The following is a 22,472-nucleotide window of genomic DNA, read 5'->3' as shown; positions in this document are numbered from 1 at the left end:
TGTGAAAATTTCGAAGGCGAGCCTGATTTCCTCCGATCGCAATGGCGTCTATGGCACCGTTGCGATCGCGCTATCGCTCTTCGTCTTCGCCTATTCCTCGCGCTTCGGACAGGCGTCGATCCTACTCTACTATAGCCTGTGGCTGCCGCTGGTGCTGGTCGATTACCGTCGTGTGCTCGGCAACTACGGAATCCGCCTCTGGATCTTAGGTTTTGCGATCTTCGCCTGCCTGTCGGTCTTTTGGTCGGCGGCGCCCGGAATGACGGCGCGAACGGGGATACAGTATCTCTCCCACGTGATCTGCGCCCTGATTGCCATGCGGGTTGTCGACATCAGGACCCTGGTGCGCGGCGCGATTGCCGGAACCGGCGTCGTTCTCGTCTACTCGCTCCTCTTCGGCGTCTACCACCTCGATCCTCTCGACGGCACTTACAGCTTCGTCGGCGCGTTCGCCTCGAAGAACCAACTGGGCTTCTACGCATCGCTCGGCATCTATTTCGCCTTTGTCGCGCCGATCGCGCTTGGCGAACGCGGCCTGTGGTTCGCGGCATCCAGCCTGGTCGCGTTGCTGTCGGCCTATTCACTTTTTGCCTCGCAATCGGCGACGTCCGTGTTGACCACAGTGGTCATCCTCGGGCTGTGGCTGGGCATGCGGTTGGTCGGACTATTGTCGCCGGCACACCGCAAGGGGCTCTTCCTCGCCGCCGCCGTCTGTGGCGTCATGGTCGCCGTTGCGGCCATCTATGGTGGGGGCGTCGATCTTGTCCTCGGGCTTTTCGGCAAGGATTCCACCCTAACCGGACGGACCTATCTGTGGCAGCAGGGCATCGAGGCGGCGATGTCGTCACCGCTGGTCGGTGTCGGCTATCAGGCCTATTGGGTCCAGGGCTTCTCGGAGCCCGAACGCCTGTGGGAAGAGTTCTATATTGCCACGCGCTCCGGCTTCCACTTCCACAACACCTTTATCGAAGCGATGGTGGAGACCGGCGCGATCGGGCTCGTGCTTCTGTCCGGCATCCTTCTGATAACCGTGCTCGGGCATACCAAGCGGTTGTTGACGCAGGATCATGACACGCAATCTTCCGTGCTCTTCGGCATAGCGCTGCTTCTGCTGGTGCGGTCCTTCGTCGAAATCGACATCATGAACCCCTATCACATCGGCTCGTTCCTGCTCTATTTCGCCGCCGGAAAGCTGACTTTACCGGAAGCGCGCACGCACCAGAGCGTCGAAGATCGTCCGGCGCCGGCCGTATCGGAGATCCCGCTACGACTGAGGTATCAATGATCAGCGCCCCGACGACGACGATCTATGGCATTCAGTATCTGCGGGCCGTCGCAGCGCTCGGGGTCGTCGTCTTTCATGCCGCCGAGCGCACCGGGCACCACTTCGCAATTGGTGCTGCCGGCGTAGACGTCTTCTTTGTCATCAGCGGCTTCATCATGTGGGTGATCAGCGAACGGCGGCCGGTGTCAGCGCTCGCCTTCCTCCGTGATCGCATTCAGAGGATCGCGCCGATCTACTGGCTCGCAACCGCGGTCATGGTCATCGGCGGCGTTGTTGGCCTGTTTCCCAATCTGGTCTTGAGCAACGCGCATGTGCTTTCCTCGCTGCTGTTCATTCCCATGCGATCGCCAAGCAGCGGCGAAATCTGGCCAGTGCTGGTGCAGGGTTGGACGCTGAACTACGAGATGTTCTTCTATGCGATCTTCGCCTTGACACTGCTGTTGCCGCGGTCGAGCCGGTTGCCGGCGATCGCTGGCTGTTTCTCGGCGCTGGTTGCCATCGGCTTTGCCGTCGACAGCGACAACGCGCTCTTCGTCACCTATACGCGGCCGATTATTCTTGAATTTGTGGCAGGCATGGTCGTCGCCGAGTTGTGGCTGAGAGGCAGGGTGCCCGGCGCAAAGTCCGGCCTTATGCTTGTCGCCGGCGCGTTTTCAGGATTTGCGGCGGTCGCCGTGCTTCGCCTGCCTTTCGACGAATTCATCCTCGGGCCTTTGGCCGTCATGCTCGTCTTGGGAACGCTGGCGCTCGAAGCGCAGGGCTGGTTCCGCCCCAGCAGGCTGCCGATGATGCTCGGCGACGCATCCTACTCGATCTACCTCTGGCACACCTTTGCGATTTCGGTCGTGGTCAAGGCTTGTGGAATGATGGGTATAGGGCTGCTCACAACGGCGCTGCTGGCGGTCATTGCAGGGACTGCGCTTGGCGTTTTCGCCTATCTTCTGATCGAGAAGCCGCTGGCCACACGGCTGCGCTCGGGCTTTTTCTCAAGGCCGGTGCAGCACACGGCCTGACAAATCGGAGCCGTCTGGCGCGGCGATCACCGCCGCGCCAGACGTGGTCTGTATCTCAGACACCCTGATTACGACGGGAATGCCAGTTCCAGGCCGTGCGCGTGATGTCGGTGAGACCGTATTTCGGAACCCAGCCGAGAATGTCGCGCGCCTTGTCGTTGTTGGCGACCAGGGTGGTCGAATCCCCTTCGCGGCGGTCGACGAGATCGACCTGGAATTCGCGTCCCGAAACCTCGGAAATCGCCGTCAAGAGTTCCTTGACGGTCGTGCCGGTGCCTGTGCCGAGGTTGAGCTCGACGCTGTCGCCGCCCGAAAGCAGGTGTTCAACCGCGCGCACATGGGCGTCGGCAAGATCAAGCACGTGGATGTAGTCGCGCACGCAGGTGCCGTCGCGGGTGTCGTAGTCCGTGCCGAAGATCTTGAAACTCTGGCGTCGGCCGAGGGCCGCGTCGATGGCGAGCGGGATGGCATGCGTCTCCGGCTCGTGCCACTCGCCGATGCGGCCTTCCGGATCGGCGCCAGCGGCGTTGAAGTAGCGCAGGATCACTGAGCGCAGGCCCTTGTACTGCCCGTAGTCCTTCAGTGCCTGTTCGCACACCCATTTGGTCCGGCCGTAAGGGTTGATCGGCGCCTGGCGGTGCTGTTCGTCGATCGGCACGCTCTCCGGCAGGCCATAGGTGGCGCAGGTCGAAGAGAAGACGAAAGCTTCGACGCCCGCGGCAAGGGCAGCCGAAAGCAAGGTCAGCGTGCCGATCACATTGTTGTCGTAGAAGGAAACCGGGTCTTTCACCGATTCACCCACCTCGATCATCGCGGCAAAATGCAGGATGGCGCGTGGCTTGTGACGGGCAAGGACTTCGTCGAGCCGCTTTCGGTCGCGGATATCACCCTTTTCCAGCACGCCCCATTTGACGAATTCTTCGTGGCCGTTCGAAAGGTTGTCGTAAACGACAGGCTCGAAACCCTTGTTGGCGAGTTCGAGGCACGTATGCGAGCCGATGTAGCCGGCACCGCCGACGACGAGGACTTTATTGCTTTCCATGATGCTTACGATCCTTGGGAGGTTCAGAGAAATTGCCAAGATTCTTCAACGGATGACGACAATGGTGTCAATGCCGCGCGCAATCAAGCACGTGTCCATGTCGCGTATGTGGCGGTGGTTACCAGCGGGCTTCTTTCCACACTTCCGTCGATCCCGGCCCTTCAAAATTGGTGGGAAAAATGCGGGAAGGGACAATTATCTCCCCGGCGACGTCGCGCTAGATGCTTCTTTCGGTTCGGGTAAAACATATAGCATATTAATTTACTAGATTTAATTGATTATGCCGGCCGCAGTCGTACCATAGCCTCCAGATTTCTGAAGGAAGGCTCTCATGACGACGAAACTGAAAAGCTTGGCACTGACGCTCGCCACACTTGTGACCACTGGCCTGGATCTGAGCGACGCGCAGGCGCAAGCGGCAGATCCGGTCAAGGGCGGTACGCTGATCTATCTTGAGCAGCAGGCCCATACGAACCTCTACCCGCCGGCCGGCGGCTTTTATCCGAACGGTGGCATCCTCAACCAGATCACCGACAAGCTGACCTATCAGAACCCGAAGACACTCGAGATCGAGCCCTGGATCGCTGAATCCTGGACGGTCAACGCGAATGCGACCGAATATACGTTCAAGATCCGTCCAGGCGTGACGTTCTCCGATGGCTCGCCGCTTGACGCGGCTGCGGTTGCCAAGAACTACGACGTCTTCGGTCTTGGCAACAAAGCCCTGAAGCAGCCGGTCTCCGAGGTGATCAACAACTACGAGCGCAGCGAAGTCGTCGATCCGCTGACGGTCAAATTCTACTTCAAGAAACCGTCGCCGGGGTTCCTTCAGGGAACGTCCGTGATCGGCTCGGGCCTGGTCGCGGCAAGCACGCTGGCGCTGCCCTTCGAAGAACTCGGCGACGCCACGAAAATCATCGGCTCCGGCCCATTCGTCGTCGAGAGCGAGACGATCGGCAAGGAACTGAACCTGACGGCGCGCGACGAATACAACTGGGGCCCGGCCAAGCTCGAACACCAGGGCCGCGCCTATCTCGACGGCATCAAGTACATCATCACCGGCGAGGACAGCGTGCGCATCGGTGCGCTGCTCGCAGGGCAGGCGGATTTCATCCGCCAGGTCCAGGCCTATGACGAGGGCCAAGTCGAGGCGCAGGACTATCAGATCTACGCGCCTTCCACCCGCGGGGTGAACAACAGTGTCGTCTTCCGCCCGGACAACCCGTTGGTGTCCGACATCAGGGTGCGTCAGGCGCTGCTGCATGCGACCGACACCAAGGAAATCGTCACCACATTGTTTTCTGCCAATTATCCGCAGGCAACCTCGATCATCGCGTCGTCGGCCCTCGGCTACAAGGATATCTCGGCCAAGCTCGCTTTTGATCCGGCGAAGGCCAAGGCCCTGCTCGATGAAGCGGGCTGGTCGGTCGCCGCCAACGGTCTGCGCCAGAAGGACGGCAAGGAACTGGTGCTGACGGCTTATGAATCGCTGCCACAGCCGCAGAACAAGGAAACGCTGCAACTGGTCGCGCAGCAGTGGGGAAAGGTGGGCGTCAAGCTGAGCGTCCTTGCCGGCGATAGCGGCAGCAAGACGGTGGATGATCTCGATCCGCTGAAGACGCCGGTGTCGCCTGCCATGGTCGGCCGTGCCGATCCCGATGTGATCAAGAGCCAGTACTATCCGAAGAACCGCGATGTGCTGCGCCAGAAGGGCGGGCTTAGCGACAAGGTCCAGAGCTTCGTCGATACCAAGCTGAATGGTCTGCTCGATGCGCTCGCGTCCGAGCCGGATCGCCAGAAGCGCCTCGCGATTGCCGGCGAGGTTCAGGATTACGTCGTCGATCAAGCCTATGCGATCCCGATCTTCGAGGAGCCGCAGGCCTATGCAGGTGCGCCCTACGTCCAGGGCGTGGCATTCGAGGCCGTCGGGCGTCCAAGCTTCTACAGCACCTGGCTTGCTGAACATTGATCGGTTCGGCGGCCACCGCAACGTCGGTGGCCGTCGTCTCTGAAATCCGCCTGCGAGGAACGGATCATGTCCGCCTATTTGTTCAATCGTGTTGCTCAGGCTCTGTTTGTGCTTTGGGCCGCATTCACGATCTCTTTCGTGCTGCTGCAGGCAATGCCCGGCGATGCGATCCTCATTAAGTTCCAGAACCCCGATCTCGGCCTGACCGCCGAACAGGTCGCCGAAATCCGCGCCTCTTATGCAGTCGACAGCTCCGTGCCGGTGCAATACGCGCGGACTATCGGCAAGTTCCTGGCCGGCAACTTCGGCTACTCGGTTCAAGCCGGTGTTCCGGTTTCAAGTCTGCTTGCTGCGCATCTGCCGGCAACGCTGAAGCTCGCGGGGCTCGGCTTCTTGCTAGCTGCGATCCTGGCGACCGTCATCGCTTTCCTCTCCAGTCTCGCGCCGTTTGGGTGGCTGCGTGGCGCGCTGCAGTCGGTTCCGTCGCTTCTCATTTCTATCCCGACCTTCTGGCTCGGCATCATGCTCATCCAGATCTTCTCCTTCCGCCTGAAACTCGTGCCCGTCATCAACCCTGGTCCCTGGCAGGAATTGATCCTGCCGGTTGCAACACTTGCCGTGCCGATTTCCGCGCCACTGGCGCAGGTGCTCGTTCGCAATATCGACGAGGTGTTGACGCGCCCCTTCGTCGCCGTGGCGCGGGCTAAGGGCGCCACTCGCCTTTGGGTTCTCTGGCGGCACGTCGCGAAGAACGCGCTGCTTCCGACGCTGACGATTGCCGGCGTGTTGTTCGGCGAACTGATTGCCGGGGCGGTGGTGACCGAGACCGTCTTCGGGCTGAACGGCATCGGCGGACTGACCGAACGCGCCGTGGGCAGCCAGGACGCAGCCGTGCTTCAGGCGATCGTCGTTCTTTCTGCGCTGGCCTTCGTGATCATCAATCTCGCTGTGGACCTGCTCTATCCGGTGCTCGACCCACGCCTCAGGACCAAAACGGGAGCCGTTGCATGACGACCTTCGATACGCTTCGCGATGACGCTATTGCGGCGCCAAGGGCAAAGAGCGAGCGGCGTTCTGGCGCGGCATCGCGGCTGCGCCGTGTACCCGTAGGACTGGCCCTTTCCTGGCTTATCCTCGGTGCTGTTTTCCTCTGGGCGGTCGCCCCCTCGTTCTTCACAGGCTACAACCCGCTTGAGGGCGTCGGTGGCGCGCAGTTGCAGCGGCCGAGCGCTGATCATCTGCTCGGAACCGATGCGCTCGGGCGCGATCTCTATGCGCGCATCGTCTACGGGGCCGTTCATTCCCTGACAGGTGCTTTTGTCGCCGTTGGGCTGGGACTTGCGGTTGGCACCGGTCTCGGCGTCGTCGCTGGTTCGGTGCGGCGTCGCTTCGACGATGCGATCATGCGCGTTGTCGACGTGCTCCTGTCGATCCCTCCGCTGCTGCTTTCGCTCAGCATCATTATCCTGCTCGGCTTTGGAACTGTGAACGCGGCAATCGCTGTTGGGGTCACCTCGGTCGCAGGCTTTGCCCGGCTGGCGCGGGCGGAAGTCGTGCGCGTGCGTCGCAGCGATTATGTCGAGGCGGCCTTCGGCAGTGGCGGGACCTTCGCCTCGGTTCTGTGGCGCCATATTCTGCCGAATTCCTTAACCTCGGTCGTCGCCTTTGCCGCGCTGCAATTCGGATCGGCCGTACTGCAGATTTCGACGCTTGGATTTCTCGGCTACGGCGCGCCGCCGCCGACCCCGGAATGGGGGCTGCTGATCGCCGAGGGGCGCAATTACATTTCGACCGCATGGTGGCTGACCACCGCGCCCGGCATCGTAGTTGTCCTCGTCGTGCTGGCTGCCAATCGCGTCAGCCAATCTTTCGGAAGGGCCGCAGCATGACCGTCATACCTGGACCTTTTCCCCCCGTCCTTGAGGTCGAGGATCTTTGCATTGCCTACGCTGACAGCAGCGGCGAACGCCGCGCCGTTCATGACGTTTCGTTTCGCATCAATCCAGGTGAGGTTGTGGCCCTTGTCGGTGAATCCGGTTCCGGCAAGACGACGACCGCACAGTCGATCATCGGTCTGCTCGCTGCGAATGGCCGAGTGGAACGCGGAACCATCAAGCTGAATGGAACCGACATTGCCTGCTGGACGGATCGGCAACTGGATACGGTGCGCGGCGCGAGGATCAGCCTCGTGCCTCAGGATCCGGGAAGTTCGCTCAACCCGGTCAAGACGATCGGCTCGCAACTCGGCGAGATGTTCCGCATCCACGGCGCGCTGAGATCCGACGAGATCGAGGCCCAGGTGCTCTCTCTTCTGGCCCGCGTCGGCTTGAGCGAGCCGGCACTTCGGGCGCGGCAGTATCCGCATGAACTGTCGGGCGGCATGCGCCAAAGGGTCTTGATTGCGATTGCGATTGCGCTGAAGCCGCAGCTGATCATCGCCGACGAGCCGACGAGCGCGCTCGACGTCACGGTCCAGAAGCGCATTCTTGATCTCATCGACGAGTTGCGAACGGAGTATGGTACGGCCGTGCTTCTGGTGACCCACGATCTCGGTGTTGCCGCCGACCGGGCCGATCGGATCGTCGTCCTACAGGGCGGCCGGATTCAGGAGCAGGGCGCAACGGGCGCTGTTCTGGCCGCACCACGCAGTCCCTACACGAAACAACTGCTTTCGGACGCGCCATCCTTTACCGCCCCCCCGAGGTTGGCAACGGTTCGACCACCCGTTGCGGAGGCTCCGGACGATATCGTCGTCGTCGAGGGCCTTGTCCGCGAATTCGTTCGCAAGGACGGCGGGTCCCCGCTACGCGCCGTCGACGAACTGAGCTTTCGCGTCCGGCGCGGAACGACCCATGCAATCGTCGGGGAATCCGGGTCTGGGAAGACGACGACGATCCGCAACATCGTCGGCTTTGACAGGCCGACGGCCGGGCGGATTGAGATCGACGGCACCAATGTCTCGGGCCTGACCGGAGAGGGGCTTCGGCAGTTCCGCCGCAAGGTCCAGCTCGTTTACCAGAATCCCTACGGCTCGCTGGACCCGCGCCAAAGCGTGCTGCAGATCGTGACCGAGCCGCTGACGAATTACCCGGGGCTCCTGCGTTCTGATCGCGAGGAGAAGGCAAGGGCGATCCTTGGCCGCGTCGGTTTGCCCGAGGACGCATTTGCACGACGGCCCCATGCGCTTTCCGGCGGCCAGCGCCAGCGTGTTGCCATCGCCCGGGCGCTCGTGCTCGATCCGCAACTGGTTGTGCTCGACGAAGCGGTTTCCGCACTCGACGTCAGCGTGCAGGCCCGCATTCTCGACCTCTTGGACGAACTGCAGGGCGACCTCGGGCTCACCTACCTCTTCGTTTCCCACGACCTCGCCGTGGTGCGTCAGATCTCGGACACCGTTTCGGTTCTGAAGGATGGGCGGCTGGTCGACGGCGGAACCGTTTCCGACGTCTTCGAAAACCCTCGCAGCGATTACACCCGTGAGCTGATCAATGCCATTCCCGGACGCAACCGCCGGGCTGCGGCCTGAAGCAGCGGACTACAGACAGGACCGACCATGATTGAGACGACGCCACGCAAACGCCTCGGCTTTTTTACCCGACTGCTCGACGACGTTCCGGCGGGCACCCGCTACCACTACGCAAAGGAGCAGATCGTCACCGCCGAGCGTTTCGGCTTCGACACGGCCTGGGTCGCGCAGCACCATTTCCACGCGGACGAAGGCGGCCTTCCGGCGCCCCTGGTTTTCCTTGCCCATGTCGCCGCGGAGACGACGCGCATCCGTCTTGGAACCGGTGTCATTACGCTGCCGCTCGAAAATCCGATCCGGGTGGCCGAGGACGCCGCCGTTTTCGATCTGCTCTCCGGCGGGCGACTGGAGGTCGGGTTCGGGACCGGCGGCACGCCGTCCTCCTTCACGGCCTTTGGCTTGGAAAGCGCCGATCGCGGCGCGATCTTCGGCAGGCATCTCCAAACGGTTCTCGACGCTTGGGCAGGTCGTGGCCTTCCAGGCGGAGATCGCCTCTACCCGTCAGCGCCGCAACTCCTCGGCCGTATCTGGCAGGCAACCTTTTCGGTGGCGGGTGGCGAGCGGGCAGGGCGGGCCGGCGACGGCCTGATGTTGTCACGCACCCAACCGCGGCCAGAAGACAATCCGCACGCTTCGCTGGCGGCGTTGCAAAACCCGATCATCGACGCCTATCTGCATGCGCTTCCTTCCGGCCGCGCGCCGCGTATCCTCGGTTCTCGCAGCCTGTTCGTTGCCGACAGCCGCGCCGAAGCGTTGCGGCTTGCCGAGGTTGGGTTGAGACGGGGTGCGGAACGACTGATCGCTAGCGGTCATACAGTTCCCGGCAATTCACTTGCCGATCTGATTGCGGCCTTCGACGTGCATGTCGGCTCCGTTGACGATGTCATCGCCAGTCTCAGCGCAGATGAGACGCTGGAGCGTGTCACCGATCTGGTGTTCCAGGTTCATTCCGTTGATCCGCCGCACCCATTGATTCTGCGCTCCATCGAGCTCATCGCCACCAAGGTCGCTCCGGCGCTCGGCTGGTCGCCACAGGAGAAATTCCATGCCCGGCGTTTCGGCGCCGTCGGTTGAAACGGACAGCTGGTTCCATTTTTCAAAGGAGACGACGTCATGACCACCACGTCACCGGATATCATCGATCTGCTGGCCGGCATCACCGCCGGGTCGGCGCTCGACCGCATTCGCGCCCAACGGCCGGAAACCCGCGAACAGGCGCAGAAAAGCTATCTTGCACTCTTTCAGCCCGCGGATTTCGGCGACGTGTCGGCGGCGGAGCGGCATGCGGTCGCAAGTTTCGTTGCCGGCCTGCACCGTCAGCCGGACATTTTCGAATTTTACAGCAGTCCTTTCGAGGATAGCGACAACGATCGCTGGTTGATCGAGGTTATCAAGGCCGAGATCGGGGCAGGACGGGCAACAGGGCCATACGGCAACTATCCGGACGGGCCCCTTAATGGAGAGAATGAAGCCGGCCCACTCTATCAAGTATCACGGTCAAGCCGCGAGGTGCTCGGCCGTAAGCTGTCCGCCGCGCTGGAGCACGCCCACCTGCTCGTCTTCCATTTGCGTGATGCCAGCCCGCAGGCGTTGCAAGCCTTGCTCGACGCTGGCTGGACGACAAATGGTGTCGTGACCCTGTCGCAGCTGATTTCCTTCGTTACGTTTCAGATCCGCGTCATCACCGGTCTTGGCTTGCTGTCGACCGCCACGAAGCGCGCTGCGGCTTAAGAACTCAAGAGGACCTGCGAATGACCGAACATGCCATCATCCCGATCGTTGAAAATCCGCCTGTTACCTTCACGCAGGCCGAGATCGGCTGGACACCGTGGCTGCAGCCCTTGCCTGAGGAAGAGCTGACGGAGCGTCACCTCAAAGGCCTGGTCGAGGCTGGGCGCGCAAAGTCGCCCTACTTCCGCCTGCTCGTGCGCGATCCGGAAGTGCTTGAAGCGCGCACGAAAACTGACAAGGACATCTTCTATAACACCCGCTCGGGCCTGACGCGCGCCGAGCGCGAACTGGCGGCGACCGCCGCGTCTAGATATAACGGCTGCATCTTCTGCGCCTCGGTACATTCGCGCTTCGCTTCGCATCACTCAAAGCGCACAGAGGATGTGCAGAAGCTCCTCGACGAGGGCGTCGAAACCGATCTCGGCGAACGCTGGAATGCAATCGTCGCCGCTTCTGTGGCGTTGACGGCGACCCCGCCTACCTTTGGGGAGGAGCACATCGGCCGACTTTCGGCAGCAGGCCTAGACGAACTAGAGGTCGCCGACGTCATCCATGGTGCCGCCTTCTTCAATTGGGCAAACCGGCTGATGCTCTCACTTGGAGAGCCAACGCCGGCAAACTGAGCCGCACACGCGGTCGGTCGCAACCGACGCCAGACATAGGCGAGCCCGCAAGATCGAGATCTTGCGGGCTTTTGCATGCGCGTCACCTGACCCATCTCGAACCTGTGAGCGGCCGAAACAGAACCCGCGGCGATTGTTTGCAGTCAGAAAGCGGCAGGCACTCCAGAACAATTTCAATCGCGCAAAGCGCTCATGCCGGCTTCGATCGAAGTAATTCGGCTTTTCTGAAGAGTGGCACAAGAACAGCGGCCAATTTTACTGCCACCATAGAAAATGCCCGCAACGTCTTACGATGTTGCGGGCTTCTTTCATCCGAGTTTATTCGGATTAGAAGTTACGCTGCAGACGGACGAAGCCGAGAACCTGGTCGTCCGAACCGCCACCAACCTTGTCGGTGTCTTCGTACTGAACCGATACGCGGGTCGCGAGGCCTTCGGTGATCGCGTAGTCGAGCGTTACGCCAGCGCGCCACTTGGAGAGGTCGTTGTTGAAGTCGTTGCCCGTGCGCAGGCTATCCCAGTACTGAACGCCGGGGGTGATCTTCAGCTTGTCGGTTGCCTTGAAGGCGTACGAAGCAGCAACGGTCCACTCCGAAGCGTTCCAGTATGCGTTCGGGTTCGAAGCCCAAACACCGGCGACCTGGAAGACACCCGGGCCGAGGTCGGCCGAGAGCAGAGCGCGGATGGCGCCTTCTTCGTATTCAGAGTCGTAGCCGCCGAGCAGGTCGAAGGAAACGCCACCGAGCGTAGCCGAAACGATGGCTTCAACACCAACGCCGTTCGACTTGGTCGAGGTGCCTTCAAGTTCGTCAACGGCGATACCGGCCTGGAACGAACCGCCGTCATAGAGGTAGGCGATCGAGTTGAATTCGGTGACGTTGCCGATCGAGTCGGTTTCGCCGTTCAGGCCCTTATCCCACCAGCTGTAGAAGAAGCCGGCCTTGAGGCCACCGAGCTGGATGTAGGCTTCATCGACGTCGATCAGGCTGTCGCCAGCGTCGGTGTCGTTGTCGGCGTTGAATTCAGCAGCGAAGAAGCCAGTGAGCGTGCCGTATTCGGTGTCGCTCTTGGCGTCGAACGAGATGTAAGCGCGCGAGAAGGAATCCCAGTCAGATGTAGACTGGCCGCCGAACTTTTCCTGATTGTAGCGGCTATCAGCGGCGAAGCCGCCGATCTTGAGGCAGGTTTCGGTGCCCGGGATGTAGAAGTAGCCAGTGCCGAAAGCGTCGCAAACGCGAACGTATTCCATGGGCTCCGGCTCGGCTGCAACGATGGCGTCGGCAGCCTGAGCGCCGGAAACTGCTGCGAGAGCAGCAGCGGAGCCGAGAAGAAGGCTTTTGATAGTCATTCGATCGATCTCTCTAATGGTTATCAAGGTCAACAAGGCCCGCCCCTGGTGTCCCCCAGAGATTTATCGGTTACCTCGCTCGCGCTGCTACGAAATGAACCACTGCGATGACTCGCAGCGGGCAGCGGCGACACCGCTATCACAAAAAACAAGACAGTTACGCAACAAACGCGTTTCGAGCGTTTGTGAACATCTATTACTATAAACTGTTGCACATCGGCAACTATCATATATTTCTAAAATAAGTTTATCTTACGAATGATAGTAATGAATCCGAATTATATTAAAAGCGAAGCCTTTATATGACAAAATGCTCTCATAAAAACTTCACAGTTTGCACGTTGACGTCTTGATTTTGTTATTTTACGTAGAGCCGGCCTTTGAGAAGAGAGGCTTCCGGTGAAAGCGCCGTCAACTATCAACAGTTGGCGGCGCAATTATTTTTTAGGGGTATACACGGAGGCTTTGGGCTTCTCTTTCGCTCAGAAGTGAGCCTTCGAAGATCTACTGCGTCGCCACCGGCGGCTCGGCGTTTCGCCTTACGACCTTGCCTTCCTCAGCCTTGTAGAAAAACTGACTTGAGACGAGCCAGCCCTTCAGGGGGCGAAGCGGCGGAATGCAGGTCAGCAGCATGAAGGGCCCGGTCACCAGTAGGTGTATCCAGAGCGGTGCGCTGTATTGAACTTCCAGCCAGACGCCAAGGAAAACACTCGGTACGCAGGCAAAGCAGATGACGAAGAAAGCGGGGCCATCGGCCGGATCGGCAAAGGAGTAATCGAGGCCACAGACTTCGCATTCCTTGCGCATCTTCAGGAAGCCGTTGAACAAGTGCCCTTGCCCGCAGCGCGGGCAGCGGCCGCGCAAGCCAGTCTGCATGGGCGGGATCGGCGGCCAATCACTATCGGAAGACATGTTTGTTCCTTTCAGGCGTTCCGGTTGGCGCTGGAGTTTTGCGCCGAGATTGCCTGGATATGCGGCCGCTTCTTCTTCTTGGGGCCGCATCAGGCTCGCCAAGATTAGGCGCCGAAAAACATACATTGTCAATTTATTGTATGCATACATGTCTGCGACAATTTCGCCCGCCGACCATTTACACCACGAAGCTTGAGGCGGCGGGGGGCTGGCCGATGAGGTCGTTGATGACAAGAAGACTGCGTCGCAGCTCCGCGTGGCCGGCAGCCGCGCCCAGGCCGAGGCGGACGGCTTCCGGTGGCGCGCCGAGCGCAAAGGCGTCGCTTGCAACGACACTGATGCCGGCTGCCTGCAATCGCGCGCTCAGTTCGCCGCGTGTCCAGGGCGGCGGCAGCTGCAGCCAGGCGTGAAAGGCGTGCGGATGCGTTTGTGCGACGCCGGCTGGAAGAAGCTCGGAGACGATGCGCTGTCGCGCCGCCGTCTCTCTACGTATGGCTGCGAGCACGGCGTCAGCCGTCCCGTCCTCGATCCAGCGCGTGGCGATAGCGGCCGCAAGAGGGGACGCCATGCCGACCGTGGCGCGGATCGCGCCTTCGACGCGGACAGAGCTTCGGCTGTCCGGCACGACAAGATAAGCGATGCGCAAGGCCGGCGACAGGCATTTCGCAAGGCCGCCGACATAGTAGACGAGGTCAGGCGCCAGCGCCGCCAACGGGCGCGGCGTCGAAACGGGAAGGGCGCCATAGGCATCGTCTTCGATGATCGCTACGTCGTGCCGCCGGGCAATTGTGACGATCGCCTGGCGCCGTTCGAGCGAAAGTGTCGTTGTCGTCGGATTGTGAAGCGTCGGATTACAATAGAGCGCTTTCGGCGTTTCCTTCGCGCAGAGTTCTTCGAATGCTTCGGGCAGGAGGCCCTCTCGATCCATGGCGAGGCCGTGCAGTCTGATGCCGAGATGTGCTGCGAGCGCGCGCAGGCCGGGGTAGGTGATTGCCTCGGCGCAAATCATGTCACCGGCCTTGGTCAGGCTGCCAAGCGTGGCAAGCAGAGCCCCTTGCGCGCCAGCGGCAATCAGAACGCGCTCAGCCGGAACCTCGCCCAGCCTGGATTTCAGCCATGCGGCGCCTGCAGCACGGTTGTGCAGGGTGCCGCCCGGCGGCTGGTATCGCATCAGGAGTTCGAGCCCATGCTCGGCCTGCAGCGCCGCCATGTCGTCCCAGAGCCGAGCGGCGAGCATCGGGTCGTCGAACAACGGCGGCAAGTTCATGCTCATGTCGATGAGGCCGCCTGCCGGCGTACGGCCGGTTCGGATGCGTCGCGTTTTCACGTAGGTGCCCTGGCCGACTCGGCCCTCGACGAGGCCGCGATGCCGGGCTTCGTTATAGGCGCGACTGACGGTGGTGAAGTCGATCCCCAGCGCCTCGGCAAGCGTGCGCTGCGGCGGCAGACGCATCCCCTCGGAAAGGCGCCCTTCGCTGATATCGGCAGCGATGGCGTCGGCGATCGCGAGATAAAGCGGTCCATCCGATTTACGGATTACCGGTTGCCACGAAATTCCCAAGCGCACGTCCGTCATCGCGATTACCTCATGCTAATTGTATGGATATTGCATGGTTATCCGATTGAGGGCAAGTGTTAACAGTGGGAATGCAGCGGCGCGCCCGCGACCAAGCGTCGCCTAGCGTGTCACGCTTGCCGTTGCAAGCAACGCGCCGAAGCCGACGAGCAGGGCGCCGAAGGTGCGATCGATCCAATGGCGAAGCGCGATAAGACGAAGCCGTACCGTGCCGGAGGAAAAGAACAGGGCAACGATTGCGAACCAGATCAGATGTGCGGCAGAGATAAACGCGCCGTAACCCATCTGGACGGGCAGAGCCGTGGTCGGCCCGACGACTTGCATGAACAGGCTGACGACAAAGATCGTCGTTTTGGGGTTGAGCGCGTTGGTGAGAAACCCCACACGCAGCGCACCGATGTCGGAGAGGGCGGGATGTGCGGCCAAGCCCGTCGTTTCGGCTGGCTTGGTGCGTAGCATCCTGATGCCAAGCCAGATCAGATAGGCGGCGCCGACGAACTTCAGAACTGTGAAGAGAAATAGCGACTGGCGAATCAAGAGGCCGACGCCGAGCAAAGTGTAGGCGACATGGACCCAGACGCCGGCGGCGATACCGAGCGCCGTCAGGACGCCGGCCCGCCGCGACAAAAGCAGGCTGTTGCGTGTCACCATCGCGAAATCCGGTCCCGGACTGATGACGGCAAAGATTGTAATGGTTACTACAGCTAACAGTTCAGTCATTGTCTTTCCCGTTCGTCTCTTTCATTAATGTCTAAATAACTTGATCGATGAGAAGCGACTAACGATGAGTTCTGACCATTTTGGTGAGCTGCACTCACAGACGTCGGCGACGCGGCTTCCGCCGCTGGCGGCGCTGCGCTGTTTCGAGGCGGCGGCCAGACTCGAGAGCTTCAGTCGCGCCGCGGACGCGCTCCTTCTGACGCACGGCGCGATCAGTCGCGCGGTCCGGCTTATCGAAGACGAACTCGGCGTGGCGCTGTTCGAGCGCCGCAGCCGGCGTGTCTTCCTGACGGAAGCGGGGCGAAAGCTGGCGGCGGCCGTGCGCGAAGGTTTCGGTCTGGTGGAGAGTGCCGTCCGGGAGATCAGGGACGTGGCGCGAACGCCGGCGCTGGTGGTGTCCTGCGAGCCGACCCTTCTGATGCGCTGGCTGATACCGCGCCTTCCTGATTTCCAGGCGCGGCATCCGGAGGTGTCTATCCACCTCGTTGCCGGAGGTGGGCCGGTGTCCTTGGGCCGTGGCATCGATCTGGCGATCCGACGCGATGATTTTCCTCGATCGGGCGGCACTCATGCCGTGCCGCTCTTTCCGGAGCGAATAGGTCCGGTCTGCCGAACGGACAAAATCGCCCTGTTTTTTAACGAGGCTGAGGCCGGCTCTTTGCCTCAATTGCGCAAGGATGCGATCCCCTTGCATACGCGAACGCGGCCAAATGCGTGGGAGACCTGGGGGACGACGGCAGGCCGCGCCGCACCCGAACAGCGCGGCCAAGTCTTCGAGCATTTCTATATCAGCCTTCAGGCGGCCATCGCCGGGATCGGCGTGGCGATCGGGCCTTGGCAACTCGTCCGCGACGATATCGACAATGGCATCCTGGCCGCGCCATGCGGATTTATCGAAGACGGTACGGCCTATCATCTGCTGTCGCCGTCAGCGATCGGCGACCATGGACCAAGCGCGGCGTTGCGTGACTGGCTGCTGGCCGTATCGATCTGAAACGGACCGTTTTCATTTCTGTCATTTGCATAAAGGCGAGCAACGTCATACGTTTAACGAACACGCGCGCATGACCGGCGATGCCAGTCGGCGGAAAGGCGCGCGAAGCACCTGATATGCAATCGATTCGACCCTCGGGTCCTGGAGCGGCGCCATGAACATCCTCAAAATCAATCTCGGCCAGGAGCGCGGTACGCTGCGCCCGGCTAGCGCAAAGGCATCGAGGATCGTGGCCGACGTCATGAAGGCACTGGTCGTTCCGGCGGCGGCTATAGGCCTAGTGGCGTTCGCAGCGCCGTCGATGGCGCATGCCGCCAGTTGCAAGGATTCCGCATCGCCTGGAGCCGATTGGACCGACTGCAACAAGAAAGCGCTTATGCTCGGCGGCAGCGACCTTCAGGGTGCCAATCTCGTCAACACCGACTTCACCTTGACGGATCTGCGCGGTGCGAACCTGACAGAAGCCAATCTGGAAAAGGCAACTCTGGTTCGATCCTCGATTGCGGGGGCTACCGCGAATGGCGCGAACTTCTCCAAAATCGAAGCCTATCGGTGCAATTTCGCAGGCGTCTCCGCCGAGAAGGCATCGTTCGTCAATTCCGAGCTGCAGCGGGCCAATTTCAGCGGTGCCCGCCTGACGGGGGCAAGCTTTGAAAAGGCCGAACTCGGCCGGGCGAATTTCGACAAGGCGGAGCTCACCGGAACCCGGTTTACCCATGCCAACCTTTCGCGCGCGGACCTGACCAGCACGAGTTTTTCCGGCCCGATCGATTTCCAGGGGGCGTTCATGTTCCTGACACGTATCGAGGGCGTCGACCTGTCCGAGGCAACCGGACTTGAACAGGAGCAGGTCGACATGACTTGCGGTGACAGCTCGACCAAGCTTCCCGCCGGCATGAGCACGCCGGCGGGCTGGCCCTGCGCCAGCGACTGATCGCCGTCACAAAGCCGCGGCCCAATCGGTCGTTATGCCAAATGCCGCTTTGCGGCAATCGCAAGGCATTCCCTGAAGGCTTGCAGGTCGGTCAGGCGATCGGCCTCAGGCACTTCGCGCTGGACGAGCCTGCCTTCCCTTCGCAGAACGCCGCCATCGAGCATCAGGTTGTCGGCCATGTCGAAGTCTTCGATGCTGAGCCCGTCCGGACCGGCCATGCGGCCGTCGAGGCGCAAGCCGGCCTTGCCGCCGTAGTGGTCGTGCAAGATGCGCTCGTAGTAGCTGCGGGAGGTGTTCGTATAGGCATAGACGTGCTTGCTGTGACCGCACATGAAGCCGAGTTCGAAGACCGTGCCGACATCGGCGCTGATGCCGCGAAACGGTGTCAGGTTGGCGATGATCATGTCGGCGGCAAGCATCATGCCTTCGTCGACGGCGTAGATCGCAAGGCCGCGCTGATGCTTGGTCGGAGCCGGCGGAATCTCAAGATCGCCGGGCACGAGCGGTGTGAACCCGGCTGCACGCGCCAACTCTGCCTTCAATTTCTGAATCTCCGCCGCATTGGGCAGAAACACTTCCGGGCCAGCGAGATAGACTTTCACGCGCATTTCTCCTCACATTTTCGAGCGGCCAATCTAGGAGAGCTGCAGCGCCGAGCCTAGCCATGGACTTCAGCTTGCCCACGGTTTTTTGGAGCGTGGGAAGCAGGTATGCTGGCTGAGCGCATTGCCCCACCGGTGGAGACGCCCGTGGCCCGCCATGTGCCACCTTCGGCCAATTCCGGAGATTTGCGCATGCCACGCGGGCGAGCTGGACATGCGGACGTGTCAAAATCTGCAGCCGATGTCAGCGGGGGCTGCGATCGCAACCGCCGCCACCGGCGCGCGCACCATCCCACGGGAAGGCTCGCGGGTCGTTGGTGGCAAGGTCTCCGCCACGTTCACATGCGGAAACACTCATAAATACGGGTGTTTCCTAACGAATCCTGTTTGCACGCAGATATGCCAGGATGCCCGCCGCCGGTTTGCCCATGGTTGCCGCTTCCCCCTTATTTTTCCCTTGCCCTCGTCCGCTGGTGGGCCGTCGTTTTCACCGCCGTATGCGACTTTAAACAATCATGCATACAAAATTGTCGACAAAATAGTTGACATTGTCGCCGACAGCTTCAAATCTAGGGCAACTTGCTCACGAGTGGGTGAGGGCGCCTGCATATGGCGACTGATGAGAAAACAGAGGGAACGACATGAAACTGAGAAAGCATCTCCTCGCGGGGTTGGCATTTGCCTTTCTCGCATCCTCGGCCTCCGCCGAAACGCTGCGTTGGGGTAGCCCGCGGGACATCTTCTCGCTCGACCCCTATTCCTATGGCAGCACCTCGAACCTTGCCTTCCTCAACCACGTGTACGAAGGCCTGACCCGCTATACGCCGGAGTTCAAGGTCGAGCCGGCGCTCGCCACGAGCTGGGAGATGGTCAAGGACAAGGTCTGGCGCTTCCATCTGCGCAAGGGCGTAAAGTTCCAAAACGGCGCCGAGTTCAGCGCTGACGACGTCGTCGCCTCCATGGCCCGCGTCAGCCATCCGACCTCGCCGCTGCGCGGCAACATTCCGGCCTATGTCTCGACCACCAAGGTCGACGATTACACGGTCGACATCGAAGTCAATTCGCCGAACCCGCTCTTCCTCAACGACATGACCAACATCTTCATGTTCGACAAGGACTGGCTGGTCGACAACAAGTCCGAGCTGCCGACCGATGTCGGCGCCAAGGTCGAAGGCTACGCCACCTACAACACCAACGGCACCGGCCCGTTCAAGGTCGAATCGCGCGTGCCCGACAGCAAGACCGTTCTCATCAAGAACGACGGCTGGTGGGATACGCCGAAGCACAATCTCGACCGCATCGAATTCATGCCGATTACCTCGGCCGCAACCCGCGTTGCAGCGCTGCTTTCGGGCGAAATCGACCTAACCGATGGTGCGCCGGTGCAGGATCTTGAGCGCCTAAAGAGCTCGCCGGACATCAAGGTCATCGAGCGCACTGACCTGCGCACCGTGCACATGGTCTTCAACCGTCACGAGACCTTCGCCGACGGTCGTGAAAACTTCTTCAACAACATCAAGGTGCGCCAGGCGATTGACCATGCCATCGACCGCCAACTGATCTTCAAGCGCGTGATGCGCGGCAAGTCGCATGTCGCCGGCACCATGGTTGCTCCGGAAATCCCGGGCTACAGCGCCGAACTCGATGTGCCGACCGCCTATGATCCGGAACTCTCCAAGAAGCTGCTCGAAGAGGCAGGCGCCGTCGGCAAGGAGTTCACGCTCGTCTGCATGAACGACGAAAGCGTCAACGAGGAAGACGTCTGCAGCGCACTGGTCTCTATGCTGTCGCGCGTCGGCCTGAAGCCAACCCTCGACATCGGTCCGCGCGCCGTGCAGGCGCCCAAGCGCGCCGGCGGCAAGTCCGACGCCTACATGATCGGCTGGGCCAACGAGCCGACGCTCGATGCCTATTCGATCCTGGTTCAGGTTCTCTCGACCCGTGAAGGCGCGGCCGGCGTCGCCAACTATGGCGGCTGGTCCTATCCGGAACTCGACGCGATGGTGAAGAAGGCCGCGCTCGAGATGGATCACGACAAGCGTCTGGCGATCGAAACCGAGGCGCTGAAGTTCGCCAAGGATGAGGTCATCATGATCCCGTTGCATCAGCAGCCGATGGCCTGGGCAATGTCGAAGAACGTCACGGATGTGACCATTCGGGCCGACAACAAGCCGCGTCACTGGCTGACCCGTATCGGCGATTGAGTTTTCTTGCCCCGGCAGAGCGTGCTTTGCCGGGGCTCCTCATTCAGCGAGAAACCCAATGATTGTCTTTCTCATCAAGCGGCTGGCCAATGCCGTGCTGGTCATGCTCGCCGTCGCGCTGCTCGCCTTCCTGATCTTCCGCTTCGCCGGCGATCCGGTCGAGTTGATGGCCAACGAGCAGATGTCGCAGGCCGACCGTATCGAGCTGCGCGAAAAGCTCGGGCTCAACGATTCGTTCCTCACCCAGTTCGGCCGCTTCGTCGGCAATGCCGCCCAGGGCGATTTCGGCATCAGCTACCGCAACGGCCAGGACGTGATGAAGCTCATTGCCGAGCGCTTCCCGGCAACGATGGAACTGGCGCTGGTCGCAACCGTCCTGTCGCTCCTGATCGGTCTTCCACTTGGTGTCCTGACCGCTATCCACCGAGGGCGATGGTATTCCGAGGGGTTGCAGTTCGTCAGTATCATCGGCGTCTCCTTGCCGAGCTTCGTCGTCGGTATCCTTCTGATCCTCGTCTTCGCCGTAACGCTCGGCCTCGTACCTGCTTTCGGGCGCGGCGATGTGGTGCAGCTCGGCTGGTGGAGCACCGGCCTGTTGACGTCGTCGGGCCGCGCATCGCTGCTTCTGCCGTCGCTCGCACTCGCGCTCTACCAGATCACTCTGGTCATGCGTCTGGTGCGCGCAGAAATGATGGAAGTGCTGCGCTCGGACTTCATCAAGTTCGCACGCGCCCGTGGCGTGCCGCGGTGGCGGATCTATTTCCGACATGCGCTCAGGAACTGTCTGATGCCGGTTGTCACCATGACGGCGATGAACTTCGGCTCGCTGATCGCCTTCGCGCTGATCACCGAAACGGTGTTCCAGTGGCCGGGCATGGGCATGCTCTTCATCCAGGCGGTCACCTTCCTCGATATGCCGGTCATGGCGGGCTATCTCTGCATCGTCTCCTTCATCTTCGTCACGCTCAATACGCTCGTCGATATCGCCTATGCGGTCATCGATCCGCGGTTGCGCGATGCAACCCGCTGAGGTCGTTGCCATGACAGATCACGTCCAGCAAACCACACCGGCGCGCAAGCCTTCGCGGCTTGCCCGCTGGCGCCAGAGCGATCTCTGGTGGTCCTTCACCCACAAGCCTTCGGCAATCATCGGCGCGATCATCCTTACGTTCCTGATCGCGACCGCCTTTGCAGCACCTTTGATTGCGCCGCAGAACCCCTTCGATCCGGCTCAGCTCGAGCTCTGGAACTCCGAGCTGCCGCCGATCTGGGAGGCCGACGGCCAATGGCCTTACGTGCTCGGCACCGACACGCAAGGGCGCGACATGCTCTCGGCCATTCTCTATGGCTCGCGCATCTCGATCCTGATCGGCGTCGCCTCGGTTGTGCTTTCGCTCGCCGTCGGCCTTAGCCTCGGCCTCGTTGCCGGCTATTTCGGCCGCTTCATCGACAACTTCCTGATGCGCATCGGCGACGTGCTTCTGTCGATCCCGACGATCCTGATCGCCATTCTCGTCAGTGCCGTCGCGCGCCAGATGCTGCCGCCGGAACTGCGGGACGTCGGCTCTGCCGCCGTCCTGGTGCTGGCGATCACGCTCAGCGCCTGGGTGCAATATGCCCGTACCGTGCGGGCCCAGACGATCGTCGAGCGCGGCAAGGAATACGTTCAGGCGGCGCGTCTTCTGAAAACGCCAGCGCGGCGCATCATGCTGAAGCACATCCTGCCGAACACGCTGACGCCGATCATGGTTGCTGCGACCCTCAACTTCGGCATGGCGATCCTGACCGAAGCGACGCTTTCGTTCCTGGGTATCGGCATGCCGCCGAGCCAGCCGAGCCTTGGAACGCTGATCCGTCTCGGCAACCAGTTCCTGTTTTCGGGCGTATGGTGGGTGGTGCTCTTCCCCGTCGTCCAGCTTTGCCTTCTCGTGGTTTCGGTCAACCTTCTCGGTGACTGGCTGCGCGATGCGCTCAATCCGAAATTGAGGTGAATG

At 61.3% G+C, this 22,472-nt stretch carries 20 protein-coding genes; 14 read left to right on the top strand and 6 right to left on the bottom strand.

The window, feature by feature from the left end:
* The first annotated feature begins 1 nt into the window (after position 1).
* Entirely contained in the window at positions 2-1,285 is a 1,284-nt protein-coding gene (locus ASD01_RS22005) for an O-antigen ligase family protein (RefSeq protein ID WP_060644385.1), read from the top strand.
* Positions 1,282-2,298: an acyltransferase family protein gene (locus tag ASD01_RS22000; RefSeq protein ID WP_060644384.1), complete on the top strand. Its 1,017-nt coding sequence runs from the start codon at positions 1,282-1,284 to the stop codon at positions 2,296-2,298. The genes ASD01_RS22005 and ASD01_RS22000 overlap by 4 nt, the downstream gene beginning before the upstream one ends.
* Before the next feature lie 55 nt (positions 2,299-2,353).
* On the opposite strand, the gene galE is transcribed toward ASD01_RS22000, so the two are convergent.
* Positions 2,354-3,340, bottom strand: coding sequence for a UDP-glucose 4-epimerase GalE (galE, locus tag ASD01_RS21995; protein ID WP_060521088.1), 987 nt, complete (start codon positions 3,338-3,340; stop codon positions 2,354-2,356).
* A 331-nt stretch (positions 3,341-3,671) separates the two neighbouring features.
* Here galE and ASD01_RS21985 point away from each other — a divergent pair, with 331 nt between their 5' ends.
* The 7 genes from ASD01_RS21985 (at position 3,672) to ASD01_RS21955 (ending at position 11,189) form a co-directional block, all read left to right on the top strand.
* On the top strand, positions 3,672-5,309 hold the full coding sequence (locus tag ASD01_RS21985) for a TIGR04028 family ABC transporter substrate-binding protein (protein WP_060644382.1): 1,638 nt from the start codon (positions 3,672-3,674) through the stop codon (positions 5,307-5,309).
* 66 nt (positions 5,310-5,375) lie between these two features.
* Entirely contained in the window at positions 5,376-6,320 is a 945-nt protein-coding gene (locus ASD01_RS21980) for an ABC transporter permease (RefSeq protein WP_060644381.1), read from the top strand.
* Positions 6,317-7,198 (top strand): ABC transporter permease, encoded by an 882-nt coding sequence (locus ASD01_RS21975; protein ID WP_060644380.1) that lies wholly within the window; start codon positions 6,317-6,319, stop codon positions 7,196-7,198. The genes ASD01_RS21980 and ASD01_RS21975 overlap by 4 nt, the downstream gene beginning before the upstream one ends.
* Positions 7,195-8,835: a dipeptide ABC transporter ATP-binding protein gene (locus ASD01_RS21970; protein WP_060644379.1), complete on the top strand. Its 1,641-nt coding sequence runs from the start codon at positions 7,195-7,197 to the stop codon at positions 8,833-8,835. The genes ASD01_RS21975 and ASD01_RS21970 overlap by 4 nt, the downstream gene beginning before the upstream one ends.
* 27 nt (positions 8,836-8,862) lie before the next feature.
* Positions 8,863-9,909 carry a putative FMN-dependent luciferase-like monooxygenase gene (locus ASD01_RS21965; RefSeq protein ID WP_060644378.1) on the top strand — a complete coding sequence of 349 codons (1,047 nt, stop codon included), beginning with the start codon at positions 8,863-8,865 and terminating at the stop codon, positions 9,907-9,909.
* Between the two features lie 39 nt (positions 9,910-9,948).
* Positions 9,949-10,566 (top strand): CMD domain protein, encoded by a 618-nt coding sequence (locus ASD01_RS21960; RefSeq protein WP_060582941.1) that lies wholly within the window; start codon positions 9,949-9,951, stop codon positions 10,564-10,566.
* A 20-nt stretch (positions 10,567-10,586) separates the two neighbouring features.
* Positions 10,587-11,189, top strand: a complete 603-nt coding sequence (locus tag ASD01_RS21955; RefSeq protein WP_060644377.1) for an alkylhydroperoxidase domain protein — start codon at positions 10,587-10,589, stop codon at positions 11,187-11,189.
* 327 nt (positions 11,190-11,516) lie between these two features.
* Here the strand turns inward: ASD01_RS21955 and ASD01_RS21950 are convergent, their stop codons facing one another.
* From ASD01_RS21950 to ASD01_RS21935, 4 genes are all read right to left on the bottom strand, one after another.
* On the bottom strand, positions 11,517-12,536 hold the full coding sequence (locus ASD01_RS21950; RefSeq protein ID WP_060644376.1) for a porin: 1,020 nt from the start codon (positions 12,534-12,536) through the stop codon (positions 11,517-11,519).
* 504 nt (positions 12,537-13,040) lie between these two features.
* Positions 13,041-13,448: a DUF983 domain-containing protein gene (locus ASD01_RS21945; protein ID WP_060521096.1), complete on the bottom strand. Its 408-nt coding sequence runs from the start codon at positions 13,446-13,448 to the stop codon at positions 13,041-13,043.
* A gap of 178 nt (positions 13,449-13,626) precedes the next feature.
* Entirely contained in the window at positions 13,627-15,024 is a 1,398-nt protein-coding gene (locus tag ASD01_RS21940) for an aminotransferase-like domain-containing protein (protein ID WP_060644375.1), read from the bottom strand.
* A 102-nt stretch (positions 15,025-15,126) separates the two neighbouring features.
* Positions 15,127-15,744 carry a LysE family transporter gene (locus ASD01_RS21935; RefSeq protein WP_060644374.1) on the bottom strand — a complete coding sequence of 206 codons (618 nt, stop codon included), beginning with the start codon at positions 15,742-15,744 and terminating at the stop codon, positions 15,127-15,129.
* Positions 15,745-15,784: 40 nt separating this feature from the next.
* On the opposite strand from ASD01_RS21935, the gene ASD01_RS21930 reads away from it, so the two are divergent.
* Together ASD01_RS21930 and ASD01_RS21925 are read left to right on the top strand one after the other, a co-directional pair.
* Positions 15,785-16,738, top strand: a complete 954-nt coding sequence (locus ASD01_RS21930; protein ID WP_244495280.1) for a LysR substrate-binding domain-containing protein — start codon at positions 15,785-15,787, stop codon at positions 16,736-16,738.
* Between the two features lie 241 nt (positions 16,739-16,979).
* Positions 16,980-17,672, top strand: a complete 693-nt coding sequence (locus ASD01_RS21925; RefSeq protein WP_034798066.1) for a pentapeptide repeat-containing protein — start codon at positions 16,980-16,982, stop codon at positions 17,670-17,672.
* A gap of 32 nt (positions 17,673-17,704) precedes the next feature.
* On the opposite strand, the gene ASD01_RS21920 is transcribed toward ASD01_RS21925, so the two are convergent.
* Positions 17,705-18,280, bottom strand: a complete 576-nt coding sequence (locus ASD01_RS21920) for a nucleoside 2-deoxyribosyltransferase (RefSeq protein ID WP_060529202.1) — start codon at positions 18,278-18,280, stop codon at positions 17,705-17,707.
* A gap of 635 nt (positions 18,281-18,915) precedes the next feature.
* On the opposite strand from ASD01_RS21920, the gene ASD01_RS21915 reads away from it, so the two are divergent.
* From ASD01_RS21915 to ASD01_RS21905, 3 genes are read left to right on the top strand one after another with little or no spacing between them, the layout of a single operon-like run.
* Complete coding sequence (locus ASD01_RS21915) at positions 18,916-20,478, top strand: ABC transporter substrate-binding protein (RefSeq protein WP_060529201.1); 1,563 nt, start codon at positions 18,916-18,918, stop codon at positions 20,476-20,478.
* Between the two features lie 58 nt (positions 20,479-20,536).
* Complete coding sequence (locus tag ASD01_RS21910; protein ID WP_034797927.1) at positions 20,537-21,508, top strand: ABC transporter permease; 972 nt, start codon at positions 20,537-20,539, stop codon at positions 21,506-21,508.
* 10 nt (positions 21,509-21,518) lie between these two features.
* The gene (locus tag ASD01_RS21905; RefSeq protein ID WP_060529200.1) at positions 21,519-22,469 is read left to right on the top strand and encodes an ABC transporter permease; all 951 of its coding nucleotides are present in this window, start codon (positions 21,519-21,521) and stop codon (positions 22,467-22,469) included.
* Positions 22,470-22,472: the final 3 nt, after the last annotated feature.

The sequence above is a fragment of the Ensifer sp. Root423 genome, from assembly GCF_001426275.1.
Taxonomy (GTDB): Bacteria; Pseudomonadota; Alphaproteobacteria; order Rhizobiales; family Rhizobiaceae; genus Ensifer; species Ensifer adhaerens.
The sequence above is the reverse complement of the archived record's forward strand: the minus strand, read 5'-3'. Positions and strand labels throughout refer to the sequence as shown.

Bases quoted from the DNA above. Each gene is read 5' to 3' on its own strand.
- ASD01_RS21970 (WP_060644379.1), top strand. From the start codon at position 7,195: ATGACCGTCATACCTGGACCTTTTCCCCCCGTCCTTGAGGTCGAGGAT.
- ASD01_RS21955 (WP_060644377.1), top strand. From the start codon at position 10,587: ATGACCGAACATGCCATCATCCCGATCGTTGAAAATCCGCCTGTTACC.
- ASD01_RS21985 (WP_060644382.1), top strand. From the start codon at position 3,672: ATGACGACGAAACTGAAAAGCTTGGCACTGACGCTCGCCACACTTGTG.
- ASD01_RS21915 (WP_060529201.1), top strand. From the start codon at position 18,916: ATGAAACTGAGAAAGCATCTCCTCGCGGGGTTGGCATTTGCCTTTCTC.
- ASD01_RS21965 (WP_060644378.1), top strand. From the start codon at position 8,863: ATGATTGAGACGACGCCACGCAAACGCCTCGGCTTTTTTACCCGACTG.
- ASD01_RS21950 (WP_060644376.1), bottom strand. From the start codon at position 12,536: ATGACTATCAAAAGCCTTCTTCTCGGCTCCGCTGCTGCTCTCGCAGCA.
- ASD01_RS21905 (WP_060529200.1), top strand. From the start codon at position 21,519: ATGACAGATCACGTCCAGCAAACCACACCGGCGCGCAAGCCTTCGCGG.
- ASD01_RS21935 (WP_060644374.1), bottom strand. From the start codon at position 15,744: ATGACTGAACTGTTAGCTGTAGTAACCATTACAATCTTTGCCGTCATC.
- ASD01_RS22000 (WP_060644384.1), top strand. From the start codon at position 1,282: ATGATCAGCGCCCCGACGACGACGATCTATGGCATTCAGTATCTGCGG.
- ASD01_RS21945 (WP_060521096.1), bottom strand. From the start codon at position 13,448: ATGTCTTCCGATAGTGATTGGCCGCCGATCCCGCCCATGCAGACTGGC.
- ASD01_RS21940 (WP_060644375.1), bottom strand. From the start codon at position 15,024: ATGACGGACGTGCGCTTGGGAATTTCGTGGCAACCGGTAATCCGTAAA.
- ASD01_RS21910 (WP_034797927.1), top strand. From the start codon at position 20,537: ATGATTGTCTTTCTCATCAAGCGGCTGGCCAATGCCGTGCTGGTCATG.
- ASD01_RS21960 (WP_060582941.1), top strand. From the start codon at position 9,949: ATGACCACCACGTCACCGGATATCATCGATCTGCTGGCCGGCATCACC.
- ASD01_RS21920 (WP_060529202.1), bottom strand. From the start codon at position 18,280: ATGCGCGTGAAAGTCTATCTCGCTGGCCCGGAAGTGTTTCTGCCCAAT.
- ASD01_RS21975 (WP_060644380.1), top strand. From the start codon at position 6,317: ATGACGACCTTCGATACGCTTCGCGATGACGCTATTGCGGCGCCAAGG.
- ASD01_RS21980 (WP_060644381.1), top strand. From the start codon at position 5,376: ATGTCCGCCTATTTGTTCAATCGTGTTGCTCAGGCTCTGTTTGTGCTT.
- galE (WP_060521088.1), bottom strand. From the start codon at position 3,340: ATGGAAAGCAATAAAGTCCTCGTCGTCGGCGGTGCCGGCTACATCGGC.
- ASD01_RS21925 (WP_034798066.1), top strand. From the start codon at position 16,980: ATGAAGGCACTGGTCGTTCCGGCGGCGGCTATAGGCCTAGTGGCGTTC.